Source organism: Vibrio sp. YT-18, assembly GCF_033337345.1.
In the GTDB taxonomy this organism is placed as follows: Bacteria; Pseudomonadota; Gammaproteobacteria; order Enterobacterales; family Vibrionaceae; genus Vibrio; species Vibrio alginolyticus.
In genome coordinates this window covers 112,074-129,469 of record NZ_JAWOQO010000007.1, presented here as the reverse complement: position 1 = coordinate 129,469, position 17,396 = coordinate 112,074, and the positions used below count along the sequence as shown (strand labels likewise).

Annotated in this window: 4 protein-coding genes; all 4 read right to left on the bottom strand. The window is 43.9% G+C overall.

Annotation, left to right across the window (positions count from 1 at the left end):
- Positions 1 to 8 precede the first annotated feature (8 nt).
- On the bottom strand, positions 9 to 1,322 hold the full coding sequence (locus tag R7M72_RS11655; RefSeq protein ID WP_021033865.1) for an HlyD family type I secretion periplasmic adaptor subunit: 1,314 nt from the start codon (positions 1,320 to 1,322) through the stop codon (positions 9 to 11).
- Positions 1,319 to 3,490, bottom strand: coding sequence for a type I secretion system permease/ATPase (locus R7M72_RS11650; RefSeq protein WP_238855375.1), 2,172 nt, complete (start codon positions 3,488 to 3,490; stop codon positions 1,319 to 1,321). Before R7M72_RS11650 ends, R7M72_RS11655 begins: the two co-directional genes overlap by 4 nt.
- Positions 3,487 to 15,627 (bottom strand): Ig-like domain-containing protein, encoded by a 12,141-nt coding sequence (locus tag R7M72_RS11645; RefSeq protein ID WP_318056192.1) that lies wholly within the window; start codon positions 15,625 to 15,627, stop codon positions 3,487 to 3,489. The genes R7M72_RS11650 and R7M72_RS11645 overlap by 4 nt, the downstream gene beginning before the upstream one ends.
- Positions 15,628 to 15,779: 152 nt before the next feature.
- On the bottom strand, positions 15,780 to 17,216 hold the full coding sequence (locus R7M72_RS11640; protein WP_225478180.1) for an arylsulfatase: 1,437 nt from the start codon (positions 17,214 to 17,216) through the stop codon (positions 15,780 to 15,782).
- Positions 17,217 to 17,396 lie beyond the last annotated feature (180 nt).

The window sequence follows — 17,396 nt, the reverse complement described above, 5'->3', positions numbered from 1 at the left end:
CCTTATGTCTATCTTTCTCTGAGCGAATTCTCTTTCGCACGTAATATAGGTTTTAACCAATAATTCAGTACTGTTTTTTCTCCTGTAAGAATGTCTACCACAACCTGCATTCCCGGGATGATCGTAAACTTATCATCAACCTTGAAAGTAACGTTGGCACGGTAGTAGGCATTGCCCTCTTCATTTTGAAGTGCATCGGCGCTTACGTAGGTCACTTCTCCTTCTAGGCCTCCGTAAATGACAAAGTCATAGGCAGACAACTTTACCGTTGCCGGCAGGCCAGGCCTTATGAAGGCGATATTCTGAGGAGAAATTCTCGCTTCAACGATTAACGTGCTATTACGAGGGACTATTTCTAAAATAGGCTCACCCGGCTTAACCACACCTCCGATGGTTCTGACAAAAACATCTTTGATGGTTCCATCGACCGGAGAAAGTAACTGCGTTCGATTCAACTGATCCGCAATCGCCTGACGACTTTCATTGAGCTGCGCTAGTTGCGTCACAACTTCATTGAGCTGCCCTTGTGCCTCTGCCCTAAAAGCAAGCGCAGTACCACGATAATCTGCGATGGATTCAGAATACACAGCCCTTTGCTTTTGGGCAGCAGCTTGTGAACTCGCGATGTCTCCTTTGAGCTTTATAACGTCTCTATTCAGTTTTAATAATTCCACTTCAGCCACCGCGCCACTAGAAACCACCTCTCTCAACATATCTCGCTCTTTCGAGACAATAACCAGACTGCTTTTTAGTGTTTGAATGGTATTCAAGGTATCTAGATAAGCTTGCGATTGTTGCTCAATTCGCAATTTAGCCTCCTCCAGCTCAGACTCCAGTTGGCTCAACCGCTCAAGATAGTTTGCTTTGGCATTCAGATAGGCAGAGTGGCCGGTCATCGAAATATCAAATGGCTGAGGCTCGATACTCACTTGTTGTTTCCAATCCAGTTGGAGGCTATTCACTTTTACCGTTTCTAATTCAATTTGAAGCCTCTGCTTTCTGGCGAGCAAAGATTCAACTTGTTCAGAGGTCTCCGAATAGGTCGACTTAAACCTTGTATCATCCAGAATAGCGATGGTTTGCCCCTTAGTGACGCTTTCACCAGGCATGACAAGTAACTCCTTTAGAATGCCTCCCTCTAAGCTCTGAATCGTCTGAACAGACAAAGTAGGAACAACCTTTCCTTCGCCGACAACCACTTCGTCTAACCTCGCCCACGAGGCCCAAATAATCACACTTAGCACTAACGCGGCAGACAACCAAATCAACGTTCTCGAACGGTTTGCTAAATGAGCATTACTCCAACGAACTGTGCTCATCATTGACCTCCTTCGCGTACAATTGATACTGCGCGTACTCTGTTCGTTTTCGCGTTAGACTGTTGTTTAGCAAAAATTTCTTGGGGCGCTCCTTCCCTCAAAATTGTGCCTTTATCAAGCACAACAATTCGATCACAAAGCGATAATAAGGAATGTTTATGAGAGCTAATAATCATCGTCGTCGAGTGCGGCAACGATTTAAGAGCATTAAACAACGCATTCTCAGCTGGCTGGTCTAAGGAACTGGTTGGCTCGTCTAAAATTAATGCTGCAGGGTTTCGATAAAACGCTCTTGAAATCGCTACAGCTTGCCTTTGCCCCCCCGACAAATAACGCCCTCCTTCTCCGACTTGCGTTTCTAGACCATGAGGAAGGCGGCTCATGTACTGGTTCAAACCCGATAATTCTATCGCACGGCGTAAACGTTCTTGATCAATAACATGATGTCCTAATACTATGTTTTCCATAATGCTGCCGTATATAAGATGCGAATCTTGGCCAACCCAACCCGTTTTCTCTCTTATCAATTCGGCGGGCCAAAGCTGACTGTCAATGTCATCAAAATAAACGCTACCCTGTAAGGCACTGAGTTGATTGGTAATAATAGAAAGGAGTGTAGACTTTCCTGCTCCTGCACTACCAATAACGCCAACGCGTTCGCCTTGCTTGATAGTAAGATTAATATCTCTCAAACATGGCATATCAACATCTGGGTATTGGAAGCTCACGTTTTCTAAACGTATATTCCCTGTAAATTCGGCAGACGTAATGACCTGACTGCGTTGCACCTCCTGAGGTAAAGACATGATAGAATTTAAGCCTTCAACCGCTGTTTTTGTCTGTTGATAGCGAAGTAACAGCATAGCTAACTGGTTAATCGCCCCTGCAGCACGACCGCTAAGCATGACAATAGCAATGAGCCCCCCCATGCTGAGCAATCCCTCAGAAATTCTGTACACGCCTGTTACAAGTAACATTACGGTAATTATCTGCTGGCTAGATTGAATGGAGTAAGCAACGATATTCGAATAGTTTCGCGATTGATTTTGCCAATCAGAAAGCATGGATACCGTTTGCTCCCAACGCTTTTGTGCTTCTCCCGTAGCGTTATTTTGCTTAATCTCTTTTAAAGAGGACAATGAATCAAACAAGTGAGCTTGTCGCTTCATGGATAGTGCAGCACTTTCCGTATGTGATTGTTCTATTTTTGCTTTTACCGCAAAGCCAAGGATCAGCAGGATAAACATGACGGCAATAGGTATGAACATCATTGCCCCACCTAGCCAACCTATTAAGACTAAAAATAACAACGTAAATGGGAGATCAACTAAGGTCACAAGAGATGCAGAAGTAAAAAAATCGCGAACACTATCAAAATCTTGTAGTTGTCGAGCGAATGCACCGACTGATGCAGGACGGTGTTCAAGTTTCATCCCCATAACTTTAGAAAAAAGTATCGAAGAAAGCTTGTTATCGATGTACTTACCCGCGGTATCAGTGACAACTCCCCTTGCTTTACGCAATAGCCAATCAAAAATAATGATGACGGAGACACCAGCGACCAAAACCCATAATGTACTGAAAGCTTGATTAGGCACTACACGATCGTAAACGTTCATAGTGAAAAGCGGAATAACTAGCGCTAGCGTATTGATAAGGAAAGAGGCAATCAAAAGATCTCGATACCACGGAGACATTTCTTTCACTACGGCGAAAAGCCAATGTTCATTATAATCCGCTTGAATAGAACTTATCCGTTTGTCCAGCTCTGGACGCATAGAAACTTGCCATGCTTGAGGCTGGAATTGATTATGCAGCTCCTCGCTCGTGACGTATTGCGTTTCACCTTGATCTTCACTAAATAACGTGACTTGATAATCGCTGTTATGTCGCTCAGATATAATAGCGGGTTGTAACGTCTTCCTATTGATTACCACCAATGGAAAGCTCAACATTGCGGTGGATTTTAAATCGATTAATGTGAGTTCAAGATCGGCTCGCTCAGCGGCTCTGATGAATAAGTCACTATCCAATCTACCCTCAACAAGAGGTAATCCAGAAAGCACCTTTTTTGTATGGTGTCTAACCTCAAAATAACGCATCAACCAAGTTAACGATTGCCCCCAAGGATCGTTAGTCAGCTCACTTGATGAGGATGAGTGATGCTTCATGACATACCACCTACTAGCAAGTTGTTGTCATCAATCATCTTCTGTAAGACATTTTCTTCGGCTACGCCAGTCGAGTCACCTTTGTAAAGCTGATCAAGAGTGACGCCCTGCATAAGAATCTGTTGTTTTGTCCCCGTCTCTTCTGGTTTTATGTGAAGCGTTACGCCATCATCATTCTCTGTTAAATCGAGCTTATTATCGACTTCTGTTATCGAGGTAGCGGTGATTATCGAGGCGATGTCAATTGTGTCATTATCATCACCAATAACGGATATTTGGAAATCGTTGATCACATCGTACGAGGGCTTTAACTCGTTACCGAGCCCTGAACTGTCAAACTGGAATACATCGCTGCCACTTCCTCCAATAAGCAAATCATTAGCATCTGTCGCAAGTAATGTTTGGCCCCCCTCTTCCACTAAGGCAACATTGACTACCTGAGCAGAACCTTCTGCGACAGTGGCGCCCAGTGTTGCAATCGGTTTTATCGACAACGTAAAATCACTTGCACCGCTAAACCCGCCAACGATGGAAAGATCAGCGACATCCTCTTGATCAACAGCATAAATGCCGTTCAATCTTTCACCATGACTCAACTCTAGATCTGTTGGTAATCCGCGAATCTCCACACTTCCAAACTCTTCGGGTGCAGGGTTGACTAAATTCATGCTCAACCCTAAAGGAATACTCCCAGACGCTTCAGACACAATAGACTGATAATCGGCCGTTAGTGTTGGCTCATCAGCTTCAGGGGTAACAACAATGGTTAGATCGGTGGTTTGCACATCTCCAAAATCGGTTTCGAGTGTCCCTGACACTATCGCTTGATCAAACGTTCTAACATTGAGAGCAACATCCATCGTTCCAAATACATCCTTCGGAACGAACTCCAAACCTGACACTTCATTTGCTCGCACTAATACCGTCGCCACGGCATTGCCCGCGTCATCGAAGGTAAAGGATGAGAATTGAGTTCCAATACGAATCCTACCTAAGCCTTCCAATGCAGAGGGTTCAGAGCTTGCTTTGATCAACATCGACACTTCTATATATTCGTTGCTATTTGTTTCAAAACCGCTCGCTAAAAAGTCAATCGAAACGGAATCACCTTCATCTCCAGTGAACGTGTTAGAGGTTGTATTCAACGATACATCGTCGCCAATCGGTTTTACGCCGACGTTGAACTGAGAAGTGGTATAGTTATAGTCGTTTGATCCAGACTCTTGGGTAATAGCTTGCAGTGTTAATGAAATATCCCCACTAAAATCTAGTGGCGGTAGAAAGTAAACCTTATCAAGTTGTGCTTGAGTTAGCTGCCACTCCTTGCTCTCACCATCCGTTGAACCGTTATCAGGGAGTAATTCGAACGTCCCATTATTGTCCCAAACCAACACGGCTCCGTCTGGCACTCCTGTCATGACCAAAGACATCGACTCAGAACCATCTTGATCGATTAATGATGCAGATAAGTTTCCTAAATAAATATAATTATCTTCATTACCAACTACGTCTTCTGTTTCCAGAACCGCTTTATCAACCACTGGGGCAATGGTAACGGTAACTTCTGTTGATTTAGTTTGAGTATCTTTCGCACTGTCAGTACTTAAACAACTTCCCGTGACTTCATCAGTAATGTTTGCGTCAACGGAAATAACAAGCTCTCCACTGTAGTTTTCAGGTGGGATTAACTGAATTTCGTTTAGACGCGTAACATCTGTCACTACCCATGTTCCATCACCGTTGTCAATGAGTAGGCTCGGGTCCACGGCAGTAAACCGCGCATTCTCGTCAGACACCGATAAAGAAACCCAATTGACACTTTCAAGGCCAGTCGCTGCGTCACCTTCTCCAGTAATGGACTGCATTGGCCCTTCACTATCGCCCAATACAAGAGCAAGATTCAGGTTGGTTATAGTATCTTCTTGAACCGTAACTTGGCTTGGTGCTATCGCGATATCATCGACAACAGGAGAGATTTGTACCGTAATGGTCTGAGCGGTTGTTTTCGAGTCACCATCGCATGGGGCCGTTTCTGTCACTTCTAAATTGAAAGTAATGCAACCAGCAAAGTCCTCATCCACGCCAGTAAGCGTCAAGGAAGACAATCCAGCGCTAGAAATTGAATAACCCAACAGATTGCCCGTATTATCATAAGCAGGTATCACACCTTCGCCAGTAAGCTCGACTCCTTCAGGTAAAGAATCTGCGGCGACAAAGAAGGAAACTAAGTTATCATCACTACTCGCCACATCAGGGTTTAAAAACGCCCCAATTGAGACATCTTCACCTTCTTTACCTACAATATCCCCACTTTGAACGCTTCCCGGTTCACCAGGATCAGCACACTGGTCTCCATCTCCTTCATGGCCAGTAATTTGAATTTGGAACTGACCTGTGATGTATTGAGCATCCGTTCCATCTCGAACATACGCTAACACATTCACATCAAGTATCTCTGTGTTAGATGGGCTATAAATCGATGCGCCAGCAAGCAAATCTTGAGCGGTTTCCAACACGCTATCACTTGTGATTCCTTCCATTGGAATCAGCCAGTTCCCATCGGCATCTTGAGAAGCACCATTCGGATGAGTAACAATGAGGTCTTGACCCTGCGGTATCTGTAAAACGATGTAATCGAGATACTCTGAACCATCAATATCCGCTTCTGTAAATGTAATGCCTCCACTCACGTCAACAGCAGACCCATCCGTACTTGTGAATACTTCAGTCGCGCCTTCTAAACGTGTTTTGTCAATATCTTCATTACCAATATCCACTTTTCCAGAAACCACGACGCTCAAAGAGCCATTGATTGCCTTTACATCAGTCTCCATCGTCGGAGACGTGTCTGTCACTTCGTACTGAACTTCCAGGCTAAACGTCCCACTTAGGTCTTCATTAGCTTTTACAGTGATTCGTCCACTGTTTAACAACTCAGATAATGTTGCCGAGCTACCATCGAGTAGTTCATTGAGTTCTAACGGTAAATTACTTTCCTCTACTGCATTACCATCAAAGTAAAGTGTTAAGCCATCTGAAATGGATACAATGGTGTATCCTGTCAAGGACTCACTAGAATCTATATCTTGATTAACGACAGGCTCAAGATTTAGTGTGATGAAATTGTCCTCAATACCATTGCTTTGTAATTCTTGACCGTCAGTTTGATCAACAATAGGTAAGATTTCCATTTCCACTTTAAGAGGGGTTTCAGCAGAATCACCATCCGGCTCTGTTGAAACGACGATAACATCCATGCTCAGTGTTCCACTAAAATCTTGCTCTGTTTTGAGGTAAGTGTTTTCAAGAACAGCGTTCGAGACCTGATAAACTGGCCCCGTTATTGGGTCCACGTATGCAATTGGAAGAGCAATAGGGTCACCATTTACATCTGTCAGTTGTGTTCCCACAGGGATGTTCTGAAGCAAGATATTAATTTCTTCTGATAGATCGTCGTCTGATGTCTGGATGATAAAATCCAGTTGTATCAGGTTATCTTCGTCTAACGTAGAGAGATTACTAATTACTTTAGTCGCTTGATCATATTGCCAATTCCCCTGTCCACCATCTAGGACAATTGGTTCATCGACCACGCCTTTTAGCTTAATGTCAATGGTTGCAGATTGGCTCTCGGCGGTTTCATTAAGAGGTGCTAAGCCATCAATAGTCGACTCTGTTGAAATGGCGGTTACTTGAAGGGATAGAGATTCAGTAAATGAGCTGATATCCGATTTTGGTTGAAGTAACGCCTCCGAATTGGCTAGAGCATTGGAGGTCACTAGGTAGGTATTAATACCGATAAGCGTAATCCCAGCTCCGACAGGCAATGTCCAACCATCTTGAACTTCTATGCGATAAGACAGAGACTCCGAGCCATCTGTGTCAGTGAGCCGCCCTAAGATGTACTCTTTTAAGTCAATCGCTTGGTCTTCAAGCCCCTGAATGTTTTTAACGGTCAGCGCAGGCACATCGGCATCTGGAGATATATCGATAACAACTTGCTCAGTGATCTCCGCTGTTTTATCTTGCTCATCGGCAAACACACTACCCGACTCAGTCGTTACTGCCGTTACATCAAAAGTAAATCTTCCGGCTAAGTTTTCGTTAGATGTGATTTCAATTTGATCTAACTCGGATTGGCTATACGATTTCCCTTCCTCAATAGCACTTCCGTTAAGTGTTAATATAAGTCCATCTGGAATATTCGAAATTTGGTAGTGGAGCGTTTCAGAACCGTCTTGGTCAAACTTTTCAGCGACAATATTGAGCGAAAGTGATTCAGCGGAATCTTCAACACTTTGATAAGAAAAGTCCGAATCATTAGACCACTCTGGCAAATCTGCAACCGGTAAGACGTTAACATTTAACGTGTTATTGCCTTGTAATACAAAACCATCTGGTTCGACATCAGATACGATTAATGCAGACACTGCTAACGAAACTTTGATAGTGTTGCCCGACAGGTTTAGCGCTGGTTGATAAGTGAGATCACCATTTGGAACGGTGAATATACCCACCCCCATTAGCTCTGTACCAGAAAGACTAATAAATCCGTCATTATCATCATCTTCAAGGCGCACTCCGTCTAAAAACAGAGCCCCTCCTTGTAGAGATTCAACAGAGATCCTTATCGCTTCAACACGCTCATTATTCTCCGTATCCCCAGGAGAAACTCTAATCGGTAACGCGACTGGCGTGGGGTCTCCACTATTATTCGCGCCATTATCTTCTAACGTATCTACATTAACGGTTCGAATAAAACCCCTGGCATCATCAAGAATTAATTGAGCTTCACTGCTTGCTTGGTCACCGTCTGCATCCGTCACAGTTATCGTTAGATCATCAAGCAAACCACCTACAGGCGTATTAACAATAAGCTCGGTAGTTAGCGTAAATGTCCCATCTTGAGCAATAGTCAGCGTTCCATATTTTAAGTTACCATCACTACTATTGATTAAATCGATGGTCCAAGCATCATTGCTAAATACCGAACTCGCCGTATCGTATGTTTCACCTGCATAGGTCAAACTTGAAATCAACGTGCCATCTGAACTGATTAAGTCGGCATTATTGCTAAACCAGTTTCCCGAAAACTCATCCCCCTCGGTAAGTTCAATTTCTATTGGTGAGCTTGTGTCTTCAGGGATATCATCTACTACACTAACGGTATATGTCTCAGCTTCAGACTGGTCGCCATCCTTATCAACGGCATAAATTGAAAAACTGAGTTCTAATGTGTTCTCGTCCGCTGGAACACCGTCAGGTTCATCGTGTTCAAGTGCACGGTATAGATCAAACTCGACAGTCCCATCGGTATTAAATCTAATTCTAAAGACGTCTTGCTCGCTTTCATCTCTTGCATATAACCAACCATTCGAGTCCGGTGAATCAAGCGAAACCAGGCTACCACTACTTGTTTTATAGCCGAGCGCATTGAACATATCGATATTCACGCTCACACTGGCGATAGAGTCTGAACCTTGTAATAGCGTAATGGATGGTGACGAGCCCTCGATGCCAGAATCAAGCGAATCATCATTCAACCCGCTTTCATTGACTGTGATTCCCTCTGTAATTACTAGTTCCGGAAACAAGCCATCATAGACCAGTATGTTGGACTCCGTAGAGATCTCGCTTCCATCAGAATCTCTCGCCACGATGGGCATAGAGATCGACAATTGCGTCCCATCACCTAAAACATGGTCAAGCGAGTGATAAAGCTCTACAGTTACATTAACGGTAGACGTATCATTTGATGGCAAAGAGAAGTCACTAGGTAACGTGACCCTAAATACAACGTCTCCAGTGTCTGAAATTGCGTCAAAGCTTCCATCATTGTTATCGTACCAAGTGACAGCCTCTCCGTTATAAGTAACAGCATCACCAAGCGTAGTTTTGACAGTATCTCCATCATTTATGTCAACACCCAGATACACAATCGGATCGAATGATGACGTAACTATCACATCCGTATTCGCTATGGCTGAAACCCCATCAGGAGCAATGTTTGTATCGACAGGTGTTTCGGTTAACTCGACATTGCCACTATTGATTAGCGCTTGTCCATTGTCGTTATCTATCACATTAATGTCTAAAACGACCGACGTGTTATCTTGGTCTGAGTCCATTGCAGTAACAACGAGAGGTACGTTTGGATCAGTATTTTCTTGTTGGTCGAGAGCCTGAAAAAGCTCAAAGGAGTAGGTAATGTCGCTATTTGCATCAATAGGTAATGAAGCATTGAGGGTAGCTTGAAAGATGGGAATCTGAGTTTGCCCATCTTCGTCAAGAATATAACCATCAAGTGTTTTGCCATCCGCAGAGACTTGATAAAGCACAACTTGTTCACCACTCGTCAACAAGGGTTGTTCAGAGACGATGAACGACAAAGATTCGAGGTAATCACTGCCAACCTCAACTTGAAAATTCCCTGAGCTCAACACACTTCCATTTGCGAGATCAGATTCTTTTACTTCTACCCCATTCAAATTATTTAAAGTTGGGTCTGCACCATCCTTTAGAACATAATCAATTTCATTCTCTACAAGCGGTGTGGCATCTAAATCTACGCCGCCAATGGTCAACGGGAAAGTGACCGTATCACTGCTATTGAATTGATCGATAGGATGCTCAAGAGTAAGCGAAATTGAAGCTAATACATCATCACCCGATTCAACGCCACTCAATGTTAACGTAAATACAGTGACACCATTGGCAAATGCTGTGATTTGCTTTCCACTGGAGCTTAACGTGTAGCTAAGCTCATTATCAGAGACTGAGCTTGTAAGCCCTAATGCTTCTAACTTAGTAATAGATGACCCACCGAAATACAAACTACTCGGATCCGGATTGTCAGATCCCGCGACAATATTAACAGTTCCTTCAGAGTTCAGTATCGGGCCATCCAAAGGGACTTCTGTTACGTCTATAGTCGCATTGCCTACGTAACCTGCTTGTCCATCAGTAATGTCAATGGTCGCGTTAGCCAAGCCATAGTCTTGGGAGTCATCTGCAGCTAAATAGCTGAAAGAAACACTTTGCTCGACCGAATGATCTAGGTTTCGATCTGCATCAAACTGCCAAGAGCCATCAGAAAATACGGTTAATTCGCCTTTTTCTAAACTAAAACTTACGGATCCCCCCTCTAGAATTGACTTCTGCTCCCCGCCAGCCTCTACAAATTTCACATAAAGTGTTCCATCAAGATCAATATCATTTTCAAGTAGATTGCCCGTAATTGTTTGATCTTCTACGACTGAGTATGTGTCATCTCTAATCACCGGATCAGAGTCATAAATAGTAATCGTTAACGGTGCCACAACCGTCTCTTGTGTACCGTCAGCATCACTTTGAATGCTTTCAACCAATACGTTAGTCACCAGCTCATCTTGACCTACACCATGATCAATCGCTTCATAAAAAGTAATTTGAACCGTACCATCATCATTGACTTCTGCTGAGAAAACTAATCGGTCGTCAGTCGATGTTCCTTGTAAGCTCAACCCATCTTCTGCAACAACAACGTTAATAGATTGACCGACCGATGTAAGCGCACTCAAACTTGGTTGCTCTGCATGCAGTGCTGGCACACCATTTTCTATGTTGATGGCTGCCGAGCTGCTTTGCTCACCAAAAAATCCAACGATGTTTTCAGAAAATACCGTTGAACCGGGTAGCACTATTGTCGGCATGGTATCGACCGCATGGTTGCCGGCGGCATCCAACACTTCAGCTTCAATGGTCCACGTGCTGTTTAGATTGAGAGTGTTTACGTCAATTCCGGTTACTGTCCACGAACCTGATGCATCAACAAGGCCAGTAAAATTCAGCGTGCTGTCTCCGTCACTTACCCGAATCGTCACCGCCAGACCTTGCTCTACACCACTGGTTGTCCCTCTCATTTCCGTGACTATACCCTCACGGAAATCATCAATGGCAAGACCACCGCTAATATAAAAATCCGTATCGATATCAATGGTGGGAGCAGTGGCATCTATGGTCGTAGCCTCATCCATCGCTTTCGCTTGGTTGCCCGCCACATCATTCACGGAGGCAGATACGGTTAACGCCCCATCGGCTAACGTGGATAAGTTCGCCCCTTCGACTTGCCACATACCATCAACGACAACGGCATTGAACGAGAGCATCGCCCCCAAGCTGTCTTGAACCGTGACAGAAACCGTCTGACCATTTTCAACATCACTGACTTGCCCTGACAAAGTGACAGATTGGCGCTCTTCAATGTTTAAATAGCCGTCTCCGCCATCGTCAACGTCCACCGTCACACTTGCGAGCGTATCTTTGATGATGGTGTTTTCACTGGTTGCAGGGTTGCCCGCTATATCTATACTCTCAGCAACAACGGTCAGCGTACCTTCAGACAATCCAGAAAGGTCAACGTCGTCCAGAGACCAACTTCCACCAGTCACCACCGTTTCTAAGTTTATGATCGCTCCTAACGAGTCGGTTACCGTAACTTGGATACGCTGGCCATCTTCAATGTTTTCAATCGTTCCTTCGAGGCGAGTAGTCGCGATTTCGTACTGATTTAAATACTCATCCCCTCCACCATCAAAATTGACGTTCACCGTTGCAAGCGTATCTTTAATGGTCGTATCGACGGCGTTCAGGTTATTGCCATAAATGTCAGAAACCACAGAAGTCACCGTAAGCGGCCCTTCAGCAAGAGAAGACAGATCAACGCCTGATAGGGTATACGCCTCATTCTCTACGGTCGTTGTAACAGTAATGGAATTATTGAGGCTGTCGGTAATGGTGATAGTAACAAGCCACTCATCGCTTATCTTGAGTGCGTCACCTTGAATCGTGACACTAGGAACTTCAAACTGGTTTTCGTATCCATCGCCGCCATCAAGAATATCCACCGTTAAAGAGGCATCATCGTTCAAACCTTCAATTGCCTCTAAGGTAATATCCAATGTTACGGAGGTGGTGTCACCGTCTGAATCTGTTGCATTAACTAACAATGGTATATCCAGGATTTGATCTTTTGACAGATCGAAAGAGCGATATAATTCAAAGGAATACTCTATTTCACTACTCGACTCTAAAGGTAATGTGGATAATAGTTTCGATTGAAAAATATTTACTTCCACCCCACCTTCTAAGATATAGCCAGTAATTGTCGTACCGTCATCAGACAGACGGTAAAGCAACTCACTTTCACTACTCACTAATGTGGGCTGGTTTAATTCGCTAAATCGAAGAGAGTCAACATAATCACTCCCGATATCGAGTTGAAGGCTCCCAGTCTTAAAGATTGCCCCACTTTCTAGATTAATCTCCTCGATTGCAACAACAGTCAAGTTGCTCAACGTAGGATCAACACCATCTTTCAACACGAAATCAATTTCATTCTCTACAAGCGGTGTGGAGTCTAGATCTGTCCCTCCAATGGTCAGCGGGAAAGTGACCGTATCACTACTATTGAATTGATCGATAGGATGATCAAGAGTAAGCGAGATTGAAGCTAGTACATCGTTACCCGACTCAATGCTACTCAATGTTAACGTAAATACAGTCACACCATTGCCAAATGCTGTGATTTGCTTTCCACTGGAACTTAACGTGTAGCTAAGCTCATTATCAGAGACTGAGCTTGTAAGCCCTAATGCCTCTAACTTAGTAATGGATGCCCCACCAAAATACAAACTAGTCGGATCAGGGTTATCAGAGCCAGCAATCACATTAACACTGCCTTCGGTGGTTAATAATGCCTCTCCCAGAGGTACTTCTGCTGTGTTTATAGTAGCGCTGCCTACATAACCCGCTTGGCCATCTATAATGTCGATAGTTGCGGTTGCTACACCGTAATCTTTTGAATCATCGGCTGCGAGATAATCAAAAACGAGACTTTGCTCAACCGTGTGATCTAAGTTGCGACTGGCATTCAACTGCCAAGAGCCATCTGAAAATACGGTTAATTCACCCTTCTCTAGACTAAAACTTACTGAGCCACCATCAGGGACAGACTGGATCTCTCCTCCGGCTCTGACATATCGAATGTACAAGTCACCATCAATATCAATGTCATTCTCCAGTACATTGCCAGAAATGACTTGGCCTTCGGTTACACTATATGACTCATTTGCGATCACTGGATCGGTATCAAGGATGGCGATTTCTAGGGGGGCCACAACAGCCTCTTGTGTACCGTCAGCATCACTTTGAGTGCTTTCAACCAATACGTTAGTCACCAGCTCATCTTGACCTACACCATGATCAATCGCTTCATAAAAAGTAATTTGAACCGTACCATCATCATTGACTTCTGCTGAGAAAACTAATCGGTCGTCAGTCGATGTTCCTTGTAAGCTCAACCCATCTTCTGCAACAACAACGTTAATAGATTGACCGACCGATGTAAGCGCACTCAAACTTGGTTGCTCTGCATGCAGTGCTGGCACACCATTTTCTATGTTGATGGCTGCCGAGCTGCTTTGCTCACCAAAAAATCCAACGATGTTTTCAGAAAATACCGTTGAACCGGGTAGCACTATTGTCGGCATGGTATCGACCGCATGGTTGCCGGCGGCATCCAACACTTCAGCTTCAATGGTCCACGTGCTGTTTAGATTGAGAGTGTTTACGTCAATTCCGGTTACTGTCCACGAACCTGATGCATCAACAAGGCCAGTAAAATTCAGCGTGCTGTCTCCGTCACTTACCCGAATCGTCACCGCCAGACCTTGCTCTACACCACTGGTTGTCCCTCTCATTTCCGTGACTATACCCTCACGGAAATCATCAATGGCAAGACCACCGCTAATATAAAAATCCGTATCGATATCAATGGTGGGAGCAGTGGCATCTATGGTCGTAGCCTCATCCATCGCTTTCGCTTGGTTGCCCGCCACATCATTCACGGAGGCAGATACGGTTAACGCCCCATCGGCTAACGTGGATAAGTTCGCCCCTTCGACTTGCCACATACCATCAACGACAACGGCATTGAACGAGAGCATCGCCCCCAAGCTGTCTTGAACCGTGACAGAAACCGTCTGACCATTTTCAACATCACTGACTTGCCCTGACAAAGTGACAGATTGGCGCTCTTCAATGTTTAAATAGCCGTCTCCGCCATCGTCAACGTCCACCGTCACACTTGCGAGCGTATCTTTGATGATGGTGTTTTCACTGGTTGCAGGGTTGCCCGCTATATCTATACTCTCAGCAACAACGGTCAGCGTACCTTCAGACAATCCAGAAAGGTCAACGTCGTCCAGAGACCAACTTCCACCAGTCACCACCGTTTCTAAGTTTATGATCGCTCCTAACGAGTCGGTTACCGTAACTTGGATACGCTGGCCATCTTCAATGTTTTCAATCGTTCCTTCGAGGCGAGTAGTCGCGATTTCGTACTGATTTAAATACTCATCCCCTCCACCATCAAAATTGACGTTCACCGTTGCAAGCGTATCTTTAATGGTCGTATCGACGGCGTTCAGGTTATTGCCATAAATGTCAGAAACCACAGAAGTCACCGTAAGCGGCCCTTCAGCAAGAGAAGACAGATCAACGCCTGATAGGGTATACGCCTCATTCTCTACGGTCGTTGTAACAGTAATGGAATTATTGAGGCTGTCGGTAATGGTGATAGTAACAAGCCACTCATCGCTTATCTTGAGTGCGTCACCTTGAATCGTGACACTAGGAACTTCAAACTGGTTTTCGTATCCATCGCCGCCATCAAGAATATCCACCGTTAATATAGCATCGGGATTCAACCGCTCAGGAGCCTGAGTCTCAGAAGTTGGGTTCTCTCTTTCTTGCACTGCTGGCCTAGTAACATAGCCATTAGAAACGAGTTGCTCAGGTAAAACAGCGCGAATATAGGCAACAAAACTTAACCCACCAGAAGACTCACTAAAATCTCGAACGCTCTGATTAAAAGTGGATTCAATACCGTTTTGAGATGCAATTAAAAGATCATTCGAACTCGATTCATCCTCACTTGTTGTATCTTCATTAAATGCAATATCGAGAATGTCAGTATTAAGAACAACCACCTCTACTTCTGGAACTAATTGTTCGTTGGGCAACATTTGGATCCAAGAACCGTCACTTAAAACCGCCCAAAGAACATTACCGATTTGAATGTAGAGTATTGGCTGCATAATTCGCCCCATATGAAACAACGAACTTTAAGTATGGTCGACGAATATGACTGTTCAAATGAAACTAGAAAAAACATGGCCCTAAATGGCTCTAATGAGATATTGAACCAAAAACATACCTCATGTATGCGAGAAAGAGCCATTGGGGTAAACTACTTCTGGCGTAATCCATCCACTGGAAATTGATTGAAATTCCCCTTGCTACAATCGGGCTCATATCCAAATGGAGCAGGGAAAGGAATCGTATCGCAGCTTGTTGAAACGGAAGATTCAAACTTTACTCTCTTTCCTATCATGATAGGAAATAACCATGTGGCATTATTTCTTAAATCAAACTCCTCTTTAGGGTCATCAATCAAATTGTATATTTCAGGGATCTGTAATGGGCGCCCTTTCTCCGGCATGATATCTTGATCAATAAAGTGCATCTTGTAATTTTCCCACTTATAAGCGTAGGTTTCAGATCCATTGTTAACGATGAAACCATCTCGATTAGACTTTTCACTATCTCCCTTTAAAAAGGCCCACTGATCAATACTATCTATTGTTCTATCGCTTGGTAATTTGTATCCACCGACATGAGAAAGTGAGGCAAATAGATCCACAACATGGATAATTTCATCACTCACTCTGCCCGGTTTGATGTGGTTAGGCCAAGAGGCAATAAATGGTGTTCGGAGAGAGCCTTCAAGAGCCGTAAAGTACGCACCACGCCATGGTCCGCTAGAGCCTTGGTATGGCATATGCCACTCTGGACCGTTGTCAGAAAACCAAATCACTAGTGTATTGTCTTTAATTCCTGCTTTTTCTATTGCACCAATAACTTGCCCAGCTCGAAAATCTATCTCAGCTAACACATCTGAGTAATTTCCTTTGCCTGTTTTACCAATAAAATCAGGATGAGGTAGCGTCGGTAAATGTGGTTGAGTAAAAGTAATTACAGAGAAAAATGGCTTATTCTCTTTCACATTTCGATTTATAAAATCTGTGGCATGTTCAACTAGCTCACTGTCAATCGTTCTACGTGAGTCCAAATTATATTCTTTGACCCCTTTAGGATCCTGCCCTGCTCTAGCTGAAAGGATTTGAGGTTTAGGTAATATAGCTTTATAACCGGGTTGAGAGCTATATTCTGACTCATCCGTCGTATTTGCAATGCCATACCATTCATCAAAGCCTTGATCCGTTGGAAAGCGCCCTTTTTGGTCTCCCAAATGCCATTTCCCGTAAAGGCTCGTGTTATATCCTTGTTCCTTAAACTTCTCTGCAATGGTTATCTCCCAGTTCACCATACCGTAAGGCACTCCCCAAACAACCTTATCTGTCCCAGATCTAAGCGCTCGCCTCCCCGTCATGAATGAGGAGCGAGTTGGCGTGCATTGCGGTTCCACATTAAAATTAGTAAGGCGTACACCTTCTCTAGCAAGTTGATCTAAGTTTTTAGTTTCAACACCTCTGGTACTCCCATAGGAACTTAGTTCCCCCCACCCAAGGTTATCAACCAACATTACCACGACATTTGGTGTCTCTTCCGCAACCACTTCTAACGGGATACATAGAAACAGGATAGTTGCTAGTTTATTTTTCATAGTGTCGCCTTTCATTGAAATTCAATCCTGTAAGTGCGTCTTATCACACTTAAAACACACTAAAGTCTAGTCCATGTTAGTTAACATTTTTGAAAAACAGGGATTACTTGGAAGCAACAAAAAACCTCTACTATATTCAACTGACTACATTGTCTCATTTGGTGTCATCTCACTCGACTT